21 protein-coding genes are annotated in these 18,924 nt (G+C 63.3%); 9 read left to right on the forward strand and 12 right to left on the reverse strand.

Translation table 11 applies throughout. The features are described from left to right. Nucleotides 1-52: 52 nt before the first annotated feature. The 3 genes from A3722_RS14810 to A3722_RS14820 all read left to right on the forward strand — a co-directional run bounded on the left by A3722_RS14810 (nucleotide 53) and on the right by A3722_RS14820 (nucleotide 2,578). Complete coding sequence (locus A3722_RS14810) at nucleotides 53-634, forward strand: hypothetical protein (RefSeq protein WP_067623567.1); 582 nt, start codon at nucleotides 53-55, stop codon at nucleotides 632-634. A gap of 125 nt (nucleotides 635-759) precedes the next feature. Continuing rightward, a complete protein-coding gene (locus A3722_RS14815; protein WP_067623564.1) occupies nucleotides 760-1,389 on the forward strand; it encodes a ribonuclease HII in 630 nt (209 codons plus the stop codon). Between the two features lie 88 nt (nucleotides 1,390-1,477). Then, a complete protein-coding gene (locus A3722_RS14820; protein WP_067916247.1) occupies nucleotides 1,478-2,578 on the forward strand; it encodes a site-specific DNA-methyltransferase in 1,101 nt (366 codons plus the stop codon). 115 nt (nucleotides 2,579-2,693) lie between these two features. Here A3722_RS14820 and A3722_RS14825 read toward each other — a convergent pair whose 3' ends face one another. From A3722_RS14825 to A3722_RS14835, 3 genes are all read right to left on the reverse strand, one after another. After that, on the reverse strand, nucleotides 2,694-3,119 hold the full coding sequence (locus A3722_RS14825) for a response regulator (RefSeq protein WP_082849504.1): 426 nt from the start codon (nucleotides 3,117-3,119) through the stop codon (nucleotides 2,694-2,696). Between the two features lie 68 nt (nucleotides 3,120-3,187). Then, on the reverse strand, nucleotides 3,188-4,336 hold the full coding sequence (locus tag A3722_RS14830; RefSeq protein WP_067630257.1) for an alkane 1-monooxygenase: 1,149 nt from the start codon (nucleotides 4,334-4,336) through the stop codon (nucleotides 3,188-3,190). 66 nt (nucleotides 4,337-4,402) lie between these two features. Beyond that, on the reverse strand, nucleotides 4,403-5,467 hold the full coding sequence (locus tag A3722_RS14835) for an A/G-specific adenine glycosylase (RefSeq protein ID WP_067630255.1): 1,065 nt from the start codon (nucleotides 5,465-5,467) through the stop codon (nucleotides 4,403-4,405). A gap of 82 nt (nucleotides 5,468-5,549) precedes the next feature. Here A3722_RS14835 and A3722_RS14840 point away from each other — a divergent pair, with 82 nt between their 5' ends. From A3722_RS14840 to A3722_RS14850, 3 genes are read left to right on the forward strand one after another with little or no spacing between them, the layout of a single operon-like run. Continuing rightward, nucleotides 5,550-6,059, forward strand: coding sequence for a DUF721 domain-containing protein (locus tag A3722_RS14840; RefSeq protein WP_067624457.1), 510 nt, complete (start codon nucleotides 5,550-5,552; stop codon nucleotides 6,057-6,059). A 37-nt stretch (nucleotides 6,060-6,096) separates the two neighbouring features. Next, entirely contained in the window at nucleotides 6,097-6,783 is a 687-nt protein-coding gene (locus tag A3722_RS14845; protein ID WP_067624454.1) for a DsbA family protein, read from the forward strand. Next, nucleotides 6,783-7,901: a CaiB/BaiF CoA transferase family protein gene (locus tag A3722_RS14850; RefSeq protein WP_067624451.1), complete on the forward strand. Its 1,119-nt coding sequence runs from the start codon at nucleotides 6,783-6,785 to the stop codon at nucleotides 7,899-7,901. The genes A3722_RS14845 and A3722_RS14850 overlap by 1 nt, the downstream gene beginning before the upstream one ends. Nucleotides 7,902-7,913: 12 nt before the next feature. On the opposite strand, the gene lpxK is transcribed toward A3722_RS14850, so the two are convergent. From lpxK to A3722_RS14880, 6 genes are all read right to left on the reverse strand, one after another. After that, nucleotides 7,914-8,900, reverse strand: coding sequence for a tetraacyldisaccharide 4'-kinase (gene lpxK, locus A3722_RS14855; RefSeq protein WP_067624448.1), 987 nt, complete (start codon nucleotides 8,898-8,900; stop codon nucleotides 7,914-7,916). Further along, the gene (locus tag A3722_RS14860; protein WP_067624444.1) at nucleotides 8,887-10,131 is read right to left on the reverse strand and encodes a 3-deoxy-D-manno-octulosonic acid transferase; all 1,245 of its coding nucleotides are present in this window, start codon (nucleotides 10,129-10,131) and stop codon (nucleotides 8,887-8,889) included. Before A3722_RS14860 ends, lpxK begins: the two co-directional genes overlap by 14 nt. 6 nt (nucleotides 10,132-10,137) lie before the next feature. Continuing rightward, complete coding sequence (locus A3722_RS14865; protein ID WP_067624441.1) at nucleotides 10,138-10,380, reverse strand: DUF4170 domain-containing protein; 243 nt, start codon at nucleotides 10,378-10,380, stop codon at nucleotides 10,138-10,140. Nucleotides 10,381-10,443: 63 nt separating this feature from the next. Further along, a complete protein-coding gene (locus tag A3722_RS14870) occupies nucleotides 10,444-11,220 on the reverse strand; it encodes a 3'(2'),5'-bisphosphate nucleotidase CysQ (protein ID WP_067624438.1) in 777 nt (258 codons plus the stop codon). Further along, entirely contained in the window at nucleotides 11,213-12,559 is a 1,347-nt protein-coding gene (locus A3722_RS14875) for a TldD/PmbA family protein (protein WP_067916249.1), read from the reverse strand. Before A3722_RS14875 ends, A3722_RS14870 begins: the two co-directional genes overlap by 8 nt. A 112-nt stretch (nucleotides 12,560-12,671) precedes the next feature. Further along, entirely contained in the window at nucleotides 12,672-14,201 is a 1,530-nt protein-coding gene (locus tag A3722_RS14880; RefSeq protein WP_067624435.1) for a DUF2125 domain-containing protein, read from the reverse strand. A gap of 143 nt (nucleotides 14,202-14,344) precedes the next feature. Here A3722_RS14880 and A3722_RS14885 point away from each other — a divergent pair, with 143 nt between their 5' ends. After that, entirely contained in the window at nucleotides 14,345-15,094 is a 750-nt protein-coding gene (locus tag A3722_RS14885) for an SDR family oxidoreductase (protein ID WP_067624432.1), read from the forward strand. Continuing rightward, a complete protein-coding gene (locus tag A3722_RS14890) occupies nucleotides 15,091-15,705 on the forward strand; it encodes an enoyl-CoA hydratase/isomerase family protein (protein ID WP_067624429.1) in 615 nt (204 codons plus the stop codon). Before A3722_RS14885 ends, A3722_RS14890 begins: the two co-directional genes overlap by 4 nt. On the opposite strand, the gene A3722_RS14895 is transcribed toward A3722_RS14890, so the two are convergent. After that, nucleotides 15,702-16,007: an HNH endonuclease gene (locus tag A3722_RS14895; RefSeq protein WP_236627425.1), complete on the reverse strand. Its 306-nt coding sequence runs from the start codon at nucleotides 16,005-16,007 to the stop codon at nucleotides 15,702-15,704. The two genes, A3722_RS14890 and A3722_RS14895, sit on opposite strands and share 4 nt — an antisense overlap. 121 nt (nucleotides 16,008-16,128) lie before the next feature. Here A3722_RS14895 and A3722_RS14900 point away from each other — a divergent pair, with 121 nt between their 5' ends. Continuing rightward, nucleotides 16,129-17,307, forward strand: coding sequence for a TIGR03862 family flavoprotein (locus A3722_RS14900; RefSeq protein ID WP_067624423.1), 1,179 nt, complete (start codon nucleotides 16,129-16,131; stop codon nucleotides 17,305-17,307). On the opposite strand, the gene A3722_RS14905 is transcribed toward A3722_RS14900, so the two are convergent. Together A3722_RS14905 and holA are read right to left on the reverse strand one after the other, a co-directional pair. Beyond that, the gene (locus A3722_RS14905) at nucleotides 17,304-17,897 is read right to left on the reverse strand and encodes a glutathione S-transferase family protein (RefSeq protein WP_067624420.1); all 594 of its coding nucleotides are present in this window, start codon (nucleotides 17,895-17,897) and stop codon (nucleotides 17,304-17,306) included. The two genes, A3722_RS14900 and A3722_RS14905, sit on opposite strands and share 4 nt — an antisense overlap. 19 nt (nucleotides 17,898-17,916) lie before the next feature. Beyond that, complete coding sequence (holA, locus tag A3722_RS14910) at nucleotides 17,917-18,915, reverse strand: DNA polymerase III subunit delta (RefSeq protein ID WP_067624418.1); 999 nt, start codon at nucleotides 18,913-18,915, stop codon at nucleotides 17,917-17,919. Nucleotides 18,916-18,924: the final 9 nt, after the last annotated feature.

The following is an 18,924-nucleotide window of genomic DNA, read 5'->3' on the forward strand; positions in this document are numbered from 1 at the left end:
CATACGATCAAGGGCGCAGCAACGCGCCGATAAACGAGAAGGGACCAGACCCATGTACCGCAAGTTCATTGCTACCATCGCCGCCGCAGCGGTTGCCATCACCGCTTTTGGTGCCCGCCCTGCCGCCGCCGATGAAAAGGAAGTGTTGCGCACCCTCGCCGCGATTGCGGGCGTCGCGATCGTGGGCAAGATGATCTACGACAACAACAAAGAGCGCAACGAGCGCGAGACGGTCACCCGCCGCCGTGCCGCCCCCGTCTATGAGGCGCCGCGTTATTATCCCACGGTTTCCAAGCGGCCGCACCAGCGCCCCTATATCGATCCGCGCCCCGAGCCGCACCGCAGCGCCCGGACCTACCCTGAGCGCGACCGCGCCACCTACCCGACGCGCGAAGTGCGCCCCCTGCCAGAGCGGGTGGACCGCAAGCTGCTGCCGCAGCAGTGCTTCCGCAGCTATGACGGCGAAGACGGCAAGGTGATGATGTTTGGCGAGCCCTGCCTTGAAAAGAATTATTCCCAAGTCGACCGACTGCCCAACTACTGCGCCAAGCGCGTGAAGACGGCGGACGGCGCACGCTACGGCTATGATGCCCGCTGCCTGCGCGACTCGGGTTACAGCTTGGCCCGTCGGTAAATCCGGCGTGCCTTGACCGAGCGGCACGTCCCTGTCGCTCGGGTGTTGAAAGGGGGGGTGTTCGGGCGCCTCCCCTTTCTCTTTTTTGTTGCACCTTTTCGGCGCATGCGGTTTCACCTCGCCCTATGATACCTGACTTTGAATTTGAACGCGGCGCGGCTGCCCGCGGCTTTCGCACCATCGCCGGGGTGGACGAAGTGGGCCGTGGCCCGTTGGCCGGGCCGGTCACCGCCGCCGCCGTGGTCTTTACCGAAGGGCAGATCCCCGAGGGGCTGAACGATTCCAAAAAGCTGACCGCCCGCGCCCGTCAACGGCTCTATGAAGAGATCATGTCGGTGGCCGTGGTTTGCGTGGCCCATGCCACCGTCGAAGAGATCGAAGAACACAACATCTTGCGTGCCAGCCATCTGGCGATGACCCGCGCACTCGCCGGATTGGACTGCGCGGCGGATTACGCATTGATCGATGGCAATATGCTCCCGCGCGATTTGAGGTTGCCTGCGCAACCTGTGGTGAAGGGTGATGCCCGCTGTCTGTCGATCTCAGCCGCCTCTATCGTTGCCAAAACCGTGCGCGATAACCTCATGGTGGACTTGGCGCAACAGCATCCCGGCTATGGCTGGGAAACCAATATGGGCTACGGATCGAAAAGCCACATGGCTGCCCTGCGGGATCTTGGTGTTACCCCACACCATAGACGTTTGTTCAAACCTATACACAATATCTTGTATCAAGCTAATTTGTTAACTGATTGATTCAAAAAAGAAATTGACCACGAATCTCTGATGGCCCATTTTATCCACAACCAATGAGCGCTTAAGCGCCGGGTAATGAGGCAGAGATATGAAAACGATGACAAAGGGCGCTGCGGCGCTTCCCTTGAACACTATTGTTGCGGGCGATTGCATTGAGGCAATGAACGCCCTCCCAGCAGAGTCGGTGGATCTGATCTTCGCGGATCCGCCCTACAACTTGCAGTTGCGAGGTGATTTGCATCGCCCGGACAACTCCAAGGTCGATGCAGTTGATGACGAATGGGACCAGTTCGCCAGCTTCAAAGCCTATGACGATTTTACCCGCGCTTGGCTCAAAGCCGCGCGGCGTTTGCTGAAACCCGATGGCGCGATCTGGGTGATCGGCAGCTATCACAACATCTTCCGCGTCGGTGCGGCGTTGCAGGATCAAGGTTTCTGGATCCTTAATGATGTGGTTTGGCGCAAGTCCAACCCGATGCCCAACTTCCGGGGCAAGCGCTTTACCAATGCCCATGAGACGATGATCTGGGCGGGCAAGAGCGAGAACAGCAAATACACCTTTAACTACGAAGCGCTGAAGGCGCTGAACGAAGGCATTCAGATGCGCAGCGATTGGGTGCTGCCGATCTGCACTGGCCATGAGCGTCTGAAGGACGAAGCAGGCGACAAGGCACATCCGACGCAAAAGCCCGAAAGCCTGCTGCACCGCGTTCTTGTTGGCTCGACCAACCCCGGCGATGTGATTCTTGATCCGTTCTTTGGAACCGGCACCACCGGCGCTGTGGCCAAGATGCTGGGCCGCGATTTTATCGGGATCGAGCGCGAGGAAGCTTACCGCAAGGTGGCCGAGAAACGCATCTCGATGGTGCGCAAGTTCGACAACGAAGCGCTGCAAACCACCACCTCCAAACGCGCCGAACCGCGCGTGCCTTTCGGTCAGTTGGTTGAGCGGGGCATGCTGCGTCCGGGCGAGAACCTCTATTCCATGAATGGCCGCCACAAGGCCAAGGTCCGTGCCGATGGCACCCTCATTGGCAGCGATGTCAAAGGGTCGATCCATCAGGTGGGCGCGGCCTATGAGAAGGCGCCAAGCTGTAATGGCTGGACCTATTGGTGCTACAAGAAAGACGGCAAGAATGTCCCCATCGACATTCTACGTCAGCAGATCAGAGCCGAAATGGCGAACTGATCAACCCACAGACATTCGAACACCGCCGGCACCCGTGGCCTCTCTGCGTGAGGGGCAGCCACACGGGTGCCTACCTTGACCCCGCCCCATGGCGGGGTTTTTTTGTGGGATCGGCCTAATTCACCCACCGTTTGCGGGCCTGAAACTCACGCAGCACGGCGTCAATATAGCGGGCATCGAAATCGGATTTATTCACCACGTAGAGCACCCCGGCAGAGGCGGCTTTTTCCCACATGCCGGGGGAGGGCCAATCGCTGACCATAATCACCGGCGTCTGCGCATGGCGGTCGTCGCAGGCCAGCTCCAACGCGAAATTCGCGCCCAACCCGTCGGGCAGGTTGTTGTCGAGCAAAATGAGCGCCTTGTCCCCCCCGCTTAGCGCCTTGCGCGCGGCTTCGATGCTGGGGGCGAACTCCACCCGCATCCCGCCATAGGCGCGGGCCAGAATGCGGCGCAGCCTCTCTCTGTCAAACTCACTGTCTTCGACGATCAGACAGGTGCCATCATACGCCGCCCCCGAGGGCGCTTGCTGTTGCCGCATCAATACCACTCCACTGGTAACAATCGCAGCCTATGTGACAGGCAAAGTTTAACTTTGCGTTGCCGCGCTCAGAGACGGGGCAGGGGATTGCTGGCTTTGTTGTAGGCTTTCCAGTCGGTGATCTCAGGGTAGTACATTTCGCGCCATTTGCGCACGCGCGGGTTCATGATGCGTCGCCACAGCGGGGGCACCATCGCGGCCATTGTCATCACCGGATAGCCATAGGGCAGCTGTGGCGCGTCGCCCGTGCCATAGGTCTGCAAGACCGGGAAACGCCGGTCGGGTTTGTAGTGGTGATCGGAATGGCGTTGCAGGTTGATCAGCAGCCAGTTGCTGGCCTTATGCGCCGCGTTCCACGAATGGCGTGGCTGGACATGTTCGTATTTTGCGCCGCCCAGATGTTTGCGCGTCAGCCCGTAGTGTTCGATGTAATTGACCAGTTCCAGCTGCCAAATCGCGACCCCGGCCTGCACGAGGAACAGGCCCAGACCGCTCCAACCGCCCAAGACCAACGCCAGCAGCAAAAAGCCGGCCTGCAGCGCCCAGTATTTGAAAAACGGATTGCCCGGATCGGTCCAAGGCAGCCCCTTGCGCGCCAGCATGTTCTTTTCGGCATGAAAGGCCGAGGTCAGCGACTCGCGCAACACTCGGGGGTAGAAGCGGTGGAACCCTTCGTTATAGCGCGCCGTCACCGTGTCGCGCGGGGTGCCGACGTGGCGGTGGTGCACCAGCAGATGTTCAGAGCGGAAGTGAGAATAGAGCACCATGGCCAGCAAAATATCCGCTAGCCGCCGTTCGGTCTTGTTCCGCTGGTGCATCAATTCATGGCTGTAGTTAATCCCGATGGTGCCGGTGATGACGCCCACGCCGAAGAACAGGAAAATACGCTCTGCCGCATCCAGATGCGCGGCCCGCGTGGCGTAATAGATCAGACCAAAGACGGTCAGGAATTGCAGCGGTGTCCAGATCAGCGTGACGAGGCGGTACCAATAGAGGTCATCTTCGGTGGCCTCTAGGTCCGCATTGTCGAGGTTCAGCCCCAGCACCGCGTCGAGCATCGAAAACAGATACCACGTTACCAGCGGCAACAGCGCGATGGTCCAGCCGCCTTGCATGGCGCAAAACCACGCCAGCGGGATCAGCAGCAGCGACATCCAGAACGGCAGCGCCCGCGACAGGCGGGCGAGGTCTTGTGGAGAGATAATTCGGTTTGCCATGGGACACCTTACTGCTTCGCGCCAGATATACCGCAGTTCAGTCGGCGCTCAAAGCCTGACGCGGCGCTAGCGCGTCAGGTCGAAAGCCTTGCGCATTACGGTGGGCAAATCACTGGGGCTGAATTGGTTTTGGCCGATGAATTCGCCATTTTCAGGCGCGGCATCATGGCCAACTCGTGCGTGCTGCACGGTCAGCATTAGGTGAAAATGGGTAAAGGTATGGCGCACCTCGCCGGGCAGGGGCTGCCAATCGGCGGCCAGCGGCGGCGTGCCTTCGGGGCGCGGCTCTGCCGTATCGATCCAATCAGAACCGGGCCAACCAAGCATCCCGCCAAGCAGCCCTTTGTCGGGCCGTGTCTCGAGCAGCCACGCGCCATCCTCGCGCTGCGCCAGATAGACGGTGCCGTGCCGGATGGGTTTCGGCTTTTTCGGTATCTTCTTGGGCAAGAGCGCCGCTGTGCCTTCTGCCCGCGCGACGCAGGGCTCGCGCCACGGGCAGATACCGCAGGCGAGGGACTTTGGCGTGCAGATTGTAGCGCCCAGATCCATCACCGCTTGGGCATAGTCTCCGGGCCGGTCCTGCGGGGTCAGCGCGACGGCCCGCGCCATCAACTCGGGCTTCGCAGCGGGCAGCGGCGTGTGGATGTCATAGACCCGCGCCATCACCCGCTCGACATTGCCATCAAGCACCGCGTGAGGCAGGTCAAAGGCGATGGAGGCGATCGCCGCCGCCGTATAAGGCCCGATACCCGGCAGTTTCATCAGCGCGTCATGATCCGCAGGGAAGCTGCCGCCATGGTCCGCCACCACCACACGCGCGCATTTCAACAGGTTGCGGGCGCGGGCGTAGTAGCCAAGGCCCGCCCATTCGGCCATCACATCAGCATCTTCAGCAGCGGCGAGGGCGACGACATCCGGCCAGCGGGTGGTGAAACGCGCGAAATAGTCTTTCACTGTGGCCACGGTCGTCTGCTGCAACATGACCTCGCTCAGCCAGATGCGGTAGGGGGCGGGCATGACCCCGGCCATCCGGTCGTGCGGCGGCACCCGCCACGGCAGGGCGCGGGCGTGGGTGTCGTACCATTCCAGCAGGATCGGCGGCAGCTTGCTGACGGATGTATTCTCACGCAATGTTTAGGCCTTTCCACAGGGCAGGGGCTGGTGACGCGGGGGCAAATGGTTATGTATGTCAGCACATTCGGGAAACAAAGCCATGCCGCCACGTCGTACGACTACAAAAGGGTTCAAACGCACCGACAGCCTGCTCTCGCAGCAGATTCGCAAGGCGAGCGAGACCCGTGGCTTTGCGCAATCGCGTCTGCTGACCCATTGGACCGAGATCGCAGGCGAGGCGACCGCTGCCATCTCACGCCCTGTTGAGGTAAGCTATGGCCGCAAGGAAGGCATCGGGGCCACGCTGACCCTGCTGACCACCGGAGCCAATGCGCCCATGCTGGAGATGCAAAAGGAACAGCTGCGCGCGCGGGTCAACGCGGTCTATGGCTATAACGCGATCGCGCGGGTGCGGATCACCCAGACGGCGGCGACCGGCTTTGCCGAAGGGCAGGTGGCGTTTGACCACAAACCCAAGGCCGAAAAAACCGCCCCTAACCCCGCGCTGCAACGCAAAGCAGCCGAAGCCGCCAAGCCTGTGACCGACGAAGGGCTGCGCGAAGCCCTTGCACGTCTGGGCGAGAACATATTGAACAAGACCCAAAGCTGACCACCTAAAGCTGACGTAACAGACAAAGGAACATCTCATGAATCGCAGAAACGTAATCCTTGGCGGTCTCGCCACACTCGGCGTCGGTGGCTGGTTTGCCGCAAGCAGCTTCGGCTCCTCCCCGCTCGGCAGCACCGCGCTGACACCTTTCGTTGGTGCCGCGAATGCCCAGACGACTGAAGGCGATGTGGATACCTCAGGCATCACCGAGATGGTCATGGGCGATGAAAACGCGCCGGTCACGATGATCGAATACGCCTCCTTCACCTGCCCGCATTGTGCGACCTTCCACAACGACACCTTCAAAAAGCTGAAGGCTGATTATATCGACAGCGGCAAAGTGAAATTCATCTACCGCGAAGTCTATTTCGACCGCTACGGCCTCTGGGCCTCCATGGTGGCGCGCTGCGGCGGGCAAGAGAAATTCTTTGGCATCGCTGACCTGATCTACAAATCGCAAAGTGAGTGGACCCGCGCGGGCGAGCCTGCGGCCATCGTCGACGAGCTGCGCAAGATTGGCCGTCTGGCTGGCCTTGATAACGAGACGTTGGACGAATGCCTGAAAGACGGCGCCAAAGCCGAGGCGCTGGTGGCATGGTACACCGAGAACTCCAAAGAGGATGATATCTCTAGCACGCCGAGCTTCGTCATCGACGGCAAGAAACACTCGAACATGTCCTATGCCGACATGAAAGAACTCCTCGACGACGCGCTGGCGGGCTAATGACCGCCCCGCTTGCAGGACTGAAAGTCGTCGAATTGGCGCGTGTTCTGGCTGGCCCTTGGGCCGGTCAGACACTGTCGGACCTCGGATGTGAGGTGATCAAAGTGGAAAGCCCGGCGGGGGATGATACCCGCCAATGGGGCCCGCCCTTTGTGACCCGTGACGAGGATGTGACCGCTTCCTATTTCCACTCGACGAACCGGGGCAAAGCCTCTGTCACTGTGGATTTCCGGACCGAGGAAGGTCAGGCGCAGGTCAAGGAACTTTTGGCCGACGCGGATATCCTGATTGAGAATTTCAAGACTGGCGGATTGGCGAAATACGGGTTGGATTATGCCAGCCTGTCTGCGCAGTTCCCCAAGCTGATCTATTGTTCGATTACGGGTTTCGGCCATACCGGGCCTTATGCGCATCGCGCGGGCTATGATTTCATCATCCAAGGCATGTCCGGACTGATGTCGATCACTGGCGAACCGGATGGCCAGCCGCAGAAATCCGGCATGGCAATCACCGATATCTTCACCGGGGTCTATGCCAGCACCGCGATTTTGGCCGCCGTGCACCAGCGTCACCAAACCGGCGTGGGGCAACATATCGACATGGCGCTTTTGGATTGTGCCGTGGCGATCACTGGCAATCAGGCGATGAACTATCTCACCACCGGCAAGGCGCCGACGCGGATGGGTAACGCGCATCCCAACCTAACGCCCTATGAGGTGTTTGAGTGTTCCGACGGGCATCTCATCATCGCCACCGGCAATGACGGGCAATATCAGCGCCTGTGTCAATTGCTGGGGCTGGATGACATGGCCACGGCGCCCGAGTACCTCAAGAACGCCGACCGGGTCGCCAACCGGCCCGAGATGATCCGCCGCCTGACCGGGGCGACCCGTCTGCGCAGCCGGGATGATCTGCTCGCGGCCTGTGAGGCGCATGGCGTGCCTGCCGGGCCGATCAACGACATGGCCGATGTCATGGCTGATCCGCAGGTCGTGGCGCGGGGCATGCAGATTGAGCTTGATGGCGTGCCGGGGCTGCGGTCGCCTTTCACCTTCTCGGGGGCCGAGCTTTCGCTGCACCGGCCCGCGCCGAAATTGGGCGAAGACAATAAGGCCTAGGCCCATGAAGGACTAGGCCGGTGGCAGCCTGTCCAGCGCTACATGTAGTGCATTGCCTTCAGGCAGGGACAGGCGCACCGGCAGGGTCAGCACCTTGGCGCGGAACTCCATCGGCAGGCGCACGGCGTCTTTCTCGGTGGTGACAAGCTGCGCGCCGCGCATCGCGGCCTCGGTCTCTAGCCTCAACATCAGCCGTGGCGTCAGCGGCTGATGATCCTCTAGCGCTTCGGCATGGAGGATCGTGGCCCCCAGCCCGCGCAGCGTGGCGAAAAACTTCTCAGGGTGGCCGATGCCTGCAAAGGCGAGCACTTGGGAATCCGACCAATCCATCCCGGTCTGCAGGGGCGCGAGTTCGGCGCGTGCATGGGGCAGATCGGTGTTCGGTAGCCCTGCCGCGAAACGGGTCTGCGCCGCTTCATCCCCGATGGAGAGCAGCAGGTCAGCCCGCGCCAGCCCTGCCGCGACAGGCTCGCGCAGCGGCCCGGCGGGCAGGCAGAGGCCGTTGCCGAAACCTTTGACCGCGTCCACCACGACGATGCTCAGATCCTGCGCCAAGGCGGGGTTCTGAAAGCCGTCATCCAGCACCACGACAGTGGCGCCCGAAGCCTCTGCCGCCTGCGCACCCGCGGCACGATCGCGGGCGACCCAAACATCCGAGAATGCGGCCAGTAGCAGTGGTTCATCCCCCACCTCGCCCGCGCTGTGCTGCGCTGGATCCACCCGCACCGGCCCCTCCAGCGTGCCGCCATAGCCGCGTGAGACGACATGCGGGCGATGGCCGCGTTCCAGCAGATATTGCAGCACCGCCATCACCGTGGGCGTCTTGCCGGTGCCGCCCGCGTTGATGTTGCCGACGCAGATCACCGGGATATCCAAGCGCAGCGGCGTACCTGTGGCCAGCCGCCGCGCGGTGGCAGCGGCATAGAGCGCGCCTAGCGGTTGCAACAGCCGCGCGCGCCAGTCGGGGCGGGGCAGGTGCCAGAAATCAGGCGCGCGCATTTGAGGCTCCTGCATGGTCGTCGAGGCTGTCTTGGATCAATTCGATCACCCTGTCGGCCAGTTCGGCCCCTTCGCTGATCACGTCCCAGCCCGCGTGGGCCATGGTCGCCGCCTGATCCGGCGCGATCAACCGCGAAACCGCATTGCCAAGCGCACCCGCATCGTTGACGATCCGCGCCGCCCCCGCCGTGGCAAGCCGCCCGTAGGACGGCAGAAAGTTCCGCACCTTGGGGCCATAGAGCACCGCAGACCCAAGCGCTGACGCCTCGAAGGGATCGCAGCCGCCATGGCCCGACACCAGCGAAGAGCCAAGGAACGACACGGGTGCGACGCGGAAAAACAGCCCCCGGTCGCCGGGGTCATCGGCCACCATGACCTGCGTCGTTTCATCGGGGTAGGGATCATCCCCCCACCGCATCGCGGTGAACCCCCGCGCACGGGCGCGTTCATAGGCGATATCGGCGGTCGGATAATCATGGGTGTGCAGGATCAGCAGCAAGCGATGCGACAGGCGCAGCGCTTGGCGGTGAGCGGTCAGCACGACGGGTATCTCTTCGGGCAGGATTTGTGTCGCATACCAGACCGGGCGACCGACAAGGCAGGCCGACATATCCGCCAGATCCGTTTCCGCGCAGCGCAGCGCTTGGCCGCCCGTCAGCAGTGGCGAAGTCACCTCTCCCTTGCTGCGCGGCAGGCCCAGTTGCACCAGACGGCGCAGCACGGCCGGAGAGCGGGTGAGCACCTGATCGAAGGCGGACAACAACTGTCGGGTCACATCGGGCATCCAGCGGTCCCGGCGACCATCGAAACCAGCGCTGTCGGCGTCGATCATCATCATCGGGCAGCCGCGCGCCGCGGTTTCCAACACCAGATTGGGCCTCAGCCCACCCCATGTCCACAGGCAAAAGCCGGGGCGCCAATGGTCAAGGAACCGCGCGACATTCTCGGGATGTTCGCTGGGGGCCGGAAGAATAAAAAGATCGCGGGTGTCGGTCGGCGGGAGGTCTTGGGTGGCTGCGCTCTCCGAAAGGGTCACCAGCACCGCGACGCGGTCACGCATCGCCATCAGACGTTTGGCAAGGTCGAGCACGGCCAAGACATTGCCCGCCTCGGCGGCATGCATCCAAACCAGCTCACCCTCGGGGCGCGCGGCATAGGGCGCTGCGTCTTCGGCCCCGCCCCGGCGCACAAGGGCGCGATAGGCTGCAAGCCCCAGCGACCGCGCCGCCATGGTGGTTTATTCCAGTTCTTCGGTGGGCGAGGCCGAGGTCTCTTCGTCGCGCAGGCGATGCAGATGGGCGATGTAATAGCGCATATGGGCGTTATCCACGGTTCGGTGCGCTTCGGATTTCCATGCGTCATAGGCGCTGGCGTAATTGGGGAAGATCCCGACGATATGGATGTCGCCGACGTTCTTGAAAGCGTTCTTGGTCGGGTCGACAAGTTCGCCACCGAAAACAAGGTGCAGGCGTTGGGTCATGGAGCTGTCCTTTGATCTGTCAAAGCTGCGGTGCTGCGCATAGTGCCTAGCAGATGGGGCCGGTCACGCAAGGGCGTCGATCAGCGCGCGCTGCACCATTGGGCCGCCCGCGACGATGCCATCCACGCGCGGGTCGGGGTTGTTGAACCTGAGCGGCGCGCCGGTGGCGGTTGTACAGGTGCCGCCCGCCTCGGCCACGATCAACGTGCCTGCGGCGATGTCCCATTCCCACGTGCGGCGCAGGGTGATCATCGCGTCAAATGAGGCATCGGCCACCAGCGCCATGCGGTATGCGAGCGAGGGACGGTAGCTGCGTTTGAACACAGGCGGTGCGCCGCCGTGCCAGCGTTCTGCCACCAGCGCGGGCCGCGCGGCGAGGACGGTCGCCTCGGCCAGATCGCCGACCTCGGAGGTACGGATCGGCGTGCCGTTCAGCGTGGCCTCACCGCCCCGGCTGGCAGCATAGAGCATGTCGCGCATCGGCAGATAAACCACCGCCGCCGTAACCTCACCCGCCTCGGCCACCGCCAGCGAATGCGCCCATGTGTCGGAACCTTCGACAAAGCTGCGGGTGCCGTCGATCGGATCGATGATAAAGACCCGTTCATGCCCCAGTCGGTCGGTATTGTCCTCAGTCTCCTCAGAGAGCCAGCCATAGCCGGGCCGTGCGCCGCGCAGTTCCGCGAGCAACAGATCGTTCACCGCCAGATCGGCCTCGGTCACCGGGCCTGCGTTGTCGGGCTTGTCCCAGCGTTTCGCCGTGGCCCCGACAAAGCCGCGCGCAACCGCACCTGCCTTAAGGGCGGCGTCGATCAAAAGGGAGAGGTCGTCCTCAGGCACCGGCAAGGGTCATTCCCGGTACCAGCAGCGAGGGCACAACACGGCTGAGATGTCTGCGGGCATCATTGGCGGGGATCATCGACCGCAGCATGTCGCGCAGATTGCCCGCGATGGTGCATTCGTTGATTGCATGGGTGATCTCGCCATTCTCGACCCAAAGGCCCGAGGCCCCGCGCGAATAGTCGCCCGTATTGGGGTTGATCGTGCTGCCGATCATCGAAGTCACCAAAAGCCCGGTGCCCATCTCAGCGATCAGATCGTCGCGGCTGGCCTGCCCTTGGGTCAGCGCGATGTTCCAGTTCGAGGGTTGAGGGCCAGAGCCGGGGCCCCGCGCGGCGTTGCCGGTGGGGGTAAGCTCCAGCTTGCGGGCCGTGGCAAGGTCGAGCGTCCAGCCTTGCAGGATGCCTTTTTCAACGATGGCCCGTTGCTGGGTCGGCAACCCTTCGGCATCGAAAGGACGTGAGCCGGTGGCACGGATGCGGGACGGGTCTTCGATCAGGGACAGACCTTCGGGCAGCACCTGCTCCCCCATCGCATCGCGCAGGAAGGACGCCCCGCGCGAAATCGCCTGACCGTTGATCGCGCCCAGCAGATGCCCGATCAGCGACGCGGCAATGCGTTCGTCAAACAGCACCGGATAGCTGCCGGTGGGGGGCTTGCGGGCATCGAGCCGCGCCAGCGCGCGTTCGCCCGCGCGGGTGCCGATCTCTTGCGCGTCGCGCAGGTCGGCCTGAAAGATGCGGCTGTCGCCGTCGTAGTCCCGCTCCATCCCCGTGCCGCTGCCTGCAATGGCGACGCAGGACAGCCCGCGTTCACTGCGGGCATAGCCGCCCTCAAACCCGTTGGTCGCCGCGAGATGGATTTTCTGTGCGCCATAGCCAGCGCCTGCGGATTGCACTTGGCTCACCCCTTTGACGGCCAGCGCGGCGGCTTCGGCGCGGGCAGCGTCATCTTGCAGGGCTTCGGGGGAAGGCTCTGGCGCGGGGTCGCAAAGTTCTAGCCCTTCCGCATCGCGGCGGGCAGAGAGTTGATCCGGATCGGCCAGCCCCGCATAGGGGTCTTCGGGTGCTTCGCGGGCCATGGCGACGGCGCGTTCGGCCATCTCTACAATCGTGCGCGCGGAGGTATCGGAGGCCGAGACATTGGCCGAGCGTTGCCCGACAAAAACCCGCAGCCCGATGTCCGTTCCTTCAGAGCGTTCGGCCTGTTCCAGCGCCCCGCCGCGCACTTCGATTGAGACGGAGCTTGCCGTGATCGCCATGGCATCGGCCGCATCCGCACCGGCCTTGGTGGCCGCCTGAAGGAGGGACTTGGTCAATGCATCAAGGGCGTCTGGCATGGTCTGGCTCCTTTTGGGGTTGGAAAAGGGGTAATCCCCCGCCCCGAGAGGGGCAAGGGCCGCGCTGTATTTTCCCTTGCGGAAAGGGCGCGGACCAAGGCCGCGCCGGTTGTTATTTGATCTGCTGACCGTTGGCGAGGATGCCGCCCTCTTCGGTGAACTCGATTCTGGAGGTCAGGGAGTCTTCGCCTTCGCCCGGGACGGTAAAGAGCCCCATCATCATCCGCGCGCCCAGTGCCTGCTCCTGCGGGATCAGCCCCATGGTCACCAATTTATCCAGCAAGGCCACGCCGCCGATCAATGACAGGTCCAGCGCGCCGACAGGCTTTGGCATGCCGGGCACGGTTTGCATGTCGTCGTTGTCAAAGGTGATCGCCCCCGTGGCATCGAACTCGGCCCCTGCTACGTCAAGCGTGACTTCGTTTACGTTCAGCGCGTGAATTTCGCCCGGTACCTCATCGCCCATCGTGGCGGTAACTTCGGGGTCCATCAGTTCAAACAGCAGCTTGGCCTTGCCCGACAGGTCCACGACCAAAGTTGCCGGGTCGCGAGGCAATTGGCCGGTGGGGTCAAAGATGCCCCAGATCATGTCCGACATCTTGAAGCTGTCGAGCTTGACGCCAAAGGCAAAGTCCTGCGGCTCTTCGGACTTCATCACCGGCATTTTCAGATTAAACGCACTTTCCGCCATGCTGAACTGGATCGGGAAGGGCATGTCGGCGGCGGTGACGCTGACTTCGATGTCCTGCTGACCACCGTTATAGGAGAGCCCTTGCGGCCCCATGGCAACGCCCAGCTTCGCCCCGGTCGAGCTTGAGACCAGTTGAAACTCCCCATTTTCGGGATCGGAAACCTGCATGTCGGTGTGGCCCGCGCCGGCGGTAAAGCTGCCCTCGAAGGTGAGGCCTTCGCGCATCATGGCGGCGACATCCGCGCCCGCGTCGATCATCGGCAACGCGCCGCTGCCGCCAAAGACCACCTGATCCACGCCACCGTTCACCGCGACGCGGGCAGGGTCATCGGGGGTTTTCATCACCACGTCATATTTCAGGCTGTCGATGCGGCCCGACTGGTCGTAGCGGCGCGTATCGGACCCGGTCATTTCGGTGCGGCTGCTGACGCCGCTGCCGGTCAGGGTGAACTTGGCTTCTTCTTCGGTATAGCTTTCTTCGCCGACCTTGAGCCCCGCAAGCGTGAGCGAGATGCTATCGGCGGCATAGTCATACTGCAGCGCCTCAGCGCTGCCGCTGGCGCGCATCACCGGGGCGGTCTGGGCGTAGTTCAACACCATCGACACCGGTTCATCCTCGGGCGTTTCGGGCGCGACGTTGATCGTCATCGGCATGACATTGGGCATGCGGATATTGACCGCGCCGTCACCTTCCGGCTCGAAACGCAGCGTGCCGAGCGACAAGGAAAAATCGCCACCCTCTTCGGCCATATCCATCTTCAGGGTCACATCGCTGACGGTTAGGTCCGCGCCGTCAAAGGCTTCGCTCGCCTCAACCTGATAGGCCATGCTCTGCATATACTGGCGCCAATCGCCCCAGACTTCGGCAGGGGTCAGGTCGGCCCAGAGGGGCGTCGAGGCCAGCGTGACCGGCAGGGCGAGAAGCAGTGACGCTGTAGGGATGCGAGACATCGGAAAATCCTTTTCGGCAATGAGTTGTGCATAGGGTCTGCCAATCCCCGCGCAGGGTCAAGCGACGCGAGGCTGGACCCGGGTTGATCGGCAGATTACCACAGCCTCCAAGTAATGTACAAAATTAGCGGAAGGATCACCCCATGGACATGACAGGCAAGACGATCATGATTACCGGTGCCAGCCGGGGCATCGGCGCCGCCGCCGCGCGGGTTTTCGCCGAGGCAGGCGCCAATGTCGCCCTGTTGGCGCGCAGTCAGGATGCCATCGCCGAATTGGCCGGAGAGTTGGGCAAACGCGCCATCGCCATCCCCTGCGATGTGACCCGCTATAACGAGATGACCTCGGCGGTTGAGACCACGCGCCGGGCGTTTGGCGGGCTGGATGTGCTGATCAACAATGCAGGCGTGATCGATCCGATCTCGCTCATGGGAGAGGCCGATCCGTCGGATTGGGCCAAGGCGATCAACATCAACGTGACTGGCGTCTTTCACGGCATGCGCGCGGCTCTGCCACTGATGAAGGAAAACGGCGGCGGCACGGTGCTGACGATCTCTTCGGGGGCCGCGCACAACCCGGTGGAGGCATGGAGCCACTACTGCGCCTCCAAGGCGGCGGCGAATATGCTGACCCAGTGTTTGCACCACGAAGAGGGCGGCAACGGCATCCGCGCCATCGGTCTGTCGCCGGGCACCGTGGCCACCGACATGCAGCGCGACATCAAAGACAGCGGCGTGAACCCGGTCAGCCAGCTTGACTGGGACGTGCATATCCCCGCCGATTGGCCCGCGCGCACGCTGCTGTGGATGTGCGGCCCCGAGGCGGATCGTTTCCTCGGCGATGAGATTTCCCTGCGGGATGAGGGCATCCGCAAGGCGGTGGGCCTCATATGATCGAGCTTGACCGCGCGGGCGACATCTGGACCGTCACGATCAACCGCCCCGACAAGGCCAATTCCCTGACCCATGCCATGCTGGTCGAACTCGCCGATATCATGGAGGACGCACAGGCCGCCCGCGCGGTGATCCTGACCGGTCGCGGCAAGGTGTTCAGCGCGGGGGCCGATCTTGACGAAGCCCGCGCGGGACTGGCGAAATCGGATGTTTGGGAGCGTCTGTCGGGCGCAGTGGCTGCCCTGCCGGGGCTGAGCATTGCCGCGCTCAATGGCACGCTGGCGGGCGGTGCGATGGGCATGGCGCTGGCCTGCGATCTGCGCATCGCGGTGCCGGGGGCAAAGTTCTTCTATCCGGTGATGAAGCTCGGGTTTCTGCCACAGCCCTCGGACCCGGCGCGGATGGCGGCGCTGATCGGTCCTGCGCGGACCAAGCTTTTGCTGATGGGCGGGCAGAAGATCACGGCAGAGGAGGCGCTGACCTTTGGCCTGATCGACCGCCTCGTCGAAGCGAAAGAACTGCAGGATCACGCGCTGGCGCTGGCCGCCGATACGTTGGCTGCGCGGCCCGAAATCGCGCAGGAAATCAAACGGATGTGCAGCCCCGCCTAACGCTTGCGCGTACCGCCCGGCACTTTGGAACGAAAACCGGGCGGGCGTTTCGCCACCCATGCGGCGAATTTGGCCAGCCTCGGATGGCTGCGCAGCGCTTCGGGCGTGTTGTAGTGCCGTGCCAACTCGGTCTCGGTCAGGGCGGCGTGCACCTCGCGGTGGCAGATGTGATGCATTAGCACCGTCGGGCCCCCCTTGCCGCCGCGCAGCTTGGGGATCAGGTGATGCAGGCTCTGCGGCACGTCCCGAGGAATGGGCCGAAGGCAGAGCGGGCAATCTGGCAAGTCCTCGCCTTCGGTCACGGTCCTCCCTTTCGCTTGCATTGCAGGGCCACGGCAGGCAAGAGGATGTGTCAAATCCTCCCCAAGGCAAGGACAGGCCGATGGCTTCCCCGTCAGAAAATCAGACCGAAGGGCGCGCCGCGTGACCCGCGCCTTGGTCATCGGGGGCGGCCCCGCAGGGCTGATGGCGGCCGAGGCCATGGCAAAGGCGGGGCTGTCGGTCACGCTTTGCGAGGCGAAGCCCTCGGTCGGGCGCAAGTTCTTGATGGCGGGCAAATCCGGGTTGAACCTGACCAAGTCCGAACCGTTCGCGCCCTTTCTCGCCGCCTATGAAGAGGCGCAGACCGCCTTGCGCCCGATGCTGGAAGCCTTCGATACCCAAGCGGTGCAGGACTGGGCCGAAGGGCTGGGGCAAGAGGTCTTTACCGGCTCGACGGGGCGGGTTTTCCCCCGTGCGATGAAAGCCTCTCCGCTGCTGCGGGCTTGGCTTGCGCGGCTGGCGGAATGCGGGGTGACGATCAACACCCGCTGGCAATGGCAGGGCTGGGACGGGGATGCCTTTGTTTTCGATACGCCCGGCGGGCGGGAAGTGGTCGAGGCCGATGTGACGGTACTGGCCCTTGGCGGTGCAAGTTGGCGGCGGCTTGGCGCGACGGGGGCATGGGCGCCCCTGCTGGCGACGCGCGGCGTGGCCCTGCGCGATTTCGCCCCGGCCAACGTCGGGTTGCTGGTCGATTGGTCGCCGCATATGACCCGACATTTCGGCGCGGCGCTCAAGGGTGTGGCATGGCGCGCTGGCCCCTACACCTCACGTGGGGAGGCGGTGATCTCGGCCCGTGGGCTGGAGGGCGGGGGCATCTACAGCGTCTCGCGCGGGCTGCGCGAAGGGCAGGGGCTGTCGCTTGATCTGCTGCCGGACTTGCAGGCCCGCGATGTCGCGGCACGTTTGGCGAAGCCGCGCGGTAAGGACAGTCAGGCCAATCATCTGCGCAAGCGGCTGAAACTGACCCCCGCCCAGATCGCGCTGCTGCAAGAGATGGCGCGCCCGCTGCCGCAGGAGGCCGAGGCGCTGGCCGCCTTGCTGAAAGACCTGCCCATCGCCCACGCCGGGCTGCGCCCGATGGATGAGGCGATTTCGACGGCGGGGGGGATAGCGCTCGACGCGCTGGATGCGGGGCTGATGCTGCGCGAGGTGCCGGGCGTCTTTGCCGCCGGGGAAATGCTGGATTGGGAAGCGCCCACGGGCGGCTATCTGATCAACGGTTGTCTGGCGACCGGCCATTGGGCGGGCCGCCATGCTGTGGAATGGGCGCGGCGTTAACCGTTTTCCTTGGCCATCGCGGCGACGAAGGCAGGGCGTTCGCGCAGGGATTTGGCCCAGAGGTTCAGTTTATCATCCACGCGCGGGAATTTCGCGCCGATCGACCAGTTGATGCAATGCACCGCCAGCAGGTCGGGGACGGTGATCTGATCGCCCATCAGAAACGGCCCCTCCAGGCGGTCAGACAGGTTTTTGGCCGCACGTTCGAACTCGGCCTTGAGGCTGTCTTTGATCGCGGGCACGCGCGCTTCTTCGGGGAAAATGAAACTGTGTTTTGCCGCCGCCCAGAGGATCGCGTCGAACTCGTCGATCAGCCAAAAGGTCAATGCGTCCTGCCGGGCGCGTTCGGGCGTGCCTGCAGGGGCGGTGAGCGCCCCGTGTTTGTCGGCCAGATAGGTCATGATCGCGAGGGAATCGGTCAGTACCTCATCGCCGTCCACAAGCGCGGGGATCTTGCCCGAAGGGTTATATTTGCGCGCCTCTTCCGAGCGGGGCGCGGCGGGGTTCAGCGCGTAGGGTTGGCCCAATTCTTCGAGCATCCACATGACGCGAAAAGCGCGGGATTTGGTGCCGCCGATGACAGTATACATTGAATTTCCTCTCCCAAAATCAACGTTGTGCGCCCAGCATCGCCAGACGGATAAAGGCCCGCTCGACCAAAGCCAGCGCCGGGGCGTGCTGCCCGGCAGAGCGCAGCTTGAGGTCGGTTTCGGTCAGCACCGCAAGCGCGGTTTCTAGCTTCACCGCGCCCCAGTTGCGCGCCTGCCGCATCGCGCGGTCGCGATCACGCACGCCATAGATCGGCGCGCCGGGGTTGGCGGCGATGCGGTAGAGGGTGCGGAAATGCCGGGTGGCCATGATCGTCAGGGTCACCGGGTTCACGCCTTGGCCTTGCAGCTTGCTCATCACGGGGCCGATTTCGGCGGCGCGGGTTTCGGCGACCACATGCAGGATGTCGTCGACCTCGGCCTCGGTCGAGGTGGGGGCGCAGGCGGCGATGTCTTCCAGCCCGATGGGGCTGCTGTCGCCCAGTTTGTAGAGCGTGATCTTTTCTAGCGTTTGGCGGAAATCACCCGGATCAAGGGTGCGGGCCAGATCGCTGAGCGCGGCCATCGCGTCGGCCTCGGGTGCGAGGCCCGCATCCTTTAGCATCTGCTCAATCTCGGCCCGGTCGGGCGGATTGTCATAGATCGCGGTGGCATAGGCGTTGGGGTGGCTCTCAAAGGCTTTAAGCACCTTGGAGGTTTTTTTTAGATCGCCCGCCGTGACGATGATCTGCGCGTCGCCCGGCTGCCAGTCTTTGAGCGCGTCGAGCAGAATTTTGGCGATATTGTCATTTGCCTCTTCCACCAGCGCCGCTCGGGGGCCGGGGAAGAACCCGACCGCCTTGATCGCGTCCAGCAGCATCGCTGGATCGCGGCGCAATTCGCCTGCGGGCATCCGGCTCAGGCGCATTTCCTCTTCGGCATTGGCGCCGAGCAGGTTTTTCAGGAATTCCTGCCGTTTCAAGGCCACGCGCATGGCATCGCTGCCGTAGATCAAAAGCCCCGTCCGCGCGGGATCAGGCCGCGCGAAATAGGGCTTTGCGTCGCGCGGGGTGAGCTTCATTGCGGCAAG

Source organism: Sulfitobacter sp. HI0027 (assembly GCF_001634775.1).
In the GTDB taxonomy this organism is placed as follows: domain Bacteria; phylum Pseudomonadota; class Alphaproteobacteria; order Rhodobacterales; family Rhodobacteraceae; genus Sulfitobacter.

Bases quoted from the DNA above. Each gene is read 5' to 3' on its own strand.
- A3722_RS14810 (WP_067623567.1), top strand. From the start codon at position 53: ATGTACCGCAAGTTCATTGCTACCATCGCCGCCGCAGCGGTTGCCATC.
- A3722_RS14815 (WP_067623564.1), top strand. From the start codon at position 760: ATGATACCTGACTTTGAATTTGAACGCGGCGCGGCTGCCCGCGGCTTT.
- A3722_RS14820 (WP_067916247.1), top strand. From the start codon at position 1,478: ATGAAAACGATGACAAAGGGCGCTGCGGCGCTTCCCTTGAACACTATT.
- A3722_RS14825 (WP_082849504.1), bottom strand. From the start codon at position 3,119: ATGCGGCAACAGCAAGCGCCCTCGGGGGCGGCGTATGATGGCACCTGT.
- A3722_RS14830 (WP_067630257.1), bottom strand. From the start codon at position 4,336: ATGGCAAACCGAATTATCTCTCCACAAGACCTCGCCCGCCTGTCGCGG.
- A3722_RS14840 (WP_067624457.1), top strand. From the start codon at position 5,550: ATGCCGCCACGTCGTACGACTACAAAAGGGTTCAAACGCACCGACAGC.
- A3722_RS14845 (WP_067624454.1), top strand. From the start codon at position 6,097: ATGAATCGCAGAAACGTAATCCTTGGCGGTCTCGCCACACTCGGCGTC.
- A3722_RS14850 (WP_067624451.1), top strand. From the start codon at position 6,783: ATGACCGCCCCGCTTGCAGGACTGAAAGTCGTCGAATTGGCGCGTGTT.
- lpxK (WP_067624448.1), bottom strand. From the start codon at position 8,900: ATGCGCGCGCCTGATTTCTGGCACCTGCCCCGCCCCGACTGGCGCGCG.
- A3722_RS14860 (WP_067624444.1), bottom strand. From the start codon at position 10,131: ATGGCGGCGCGGTCGCTGGGGCTTGCAGCCTATCGCGCCCTTGTGCGC.
- A3722_RS14865 (WP_067624441.1), bottom strand. From the start codon at position 10,380: ATGACCCAACGCCTGCACCTTGTTTTCGGTGGCGAACTTGTCGACCCG.
- A3722_RS14875 (WP_067916249.1), bottom strand. From the start codon at position 12,559: ATGCCAGACGCCCTTGATGCATTGACCAAGTCCCTCCTTCAGGCGGCC.
- A3722_RS14880 (WP_067624435.1), bottom strand. From the start codon at position 14,201: ATGTCTCGCATCCCTACAGCGTCACTGCTTCTCGCCCTGCCGGTCACG.
- A3722_RS14885 (WP_067624432.1), top strand. From the start codon at position 14,345: ATGGACATGACAGGCAAGACGATCATGATTACCGGTGCCAGCCGGGGC.
- A3722_RS14890 (WP_067624429.1), top strand. From the start codon at position 15,091: ATGATCGAGCTTGACCGCGCGGGCGACATCTGGACCGTCACGATCAAC.
- A3722_RS14905 (WP_067624420.1), bottom strand. From the start codon at position 17,897: ATGTATACTGTCATCGGCGGCACCAAATCCCGCGCTTTTCGCGTCATG.
- holA (WP_067624418.1), bottom strand. From the start codon at position 18,915: ATGAAGCTCACCCCGCGCGACGCAAAGCCCTATTTCGCGCGGCCTGAT.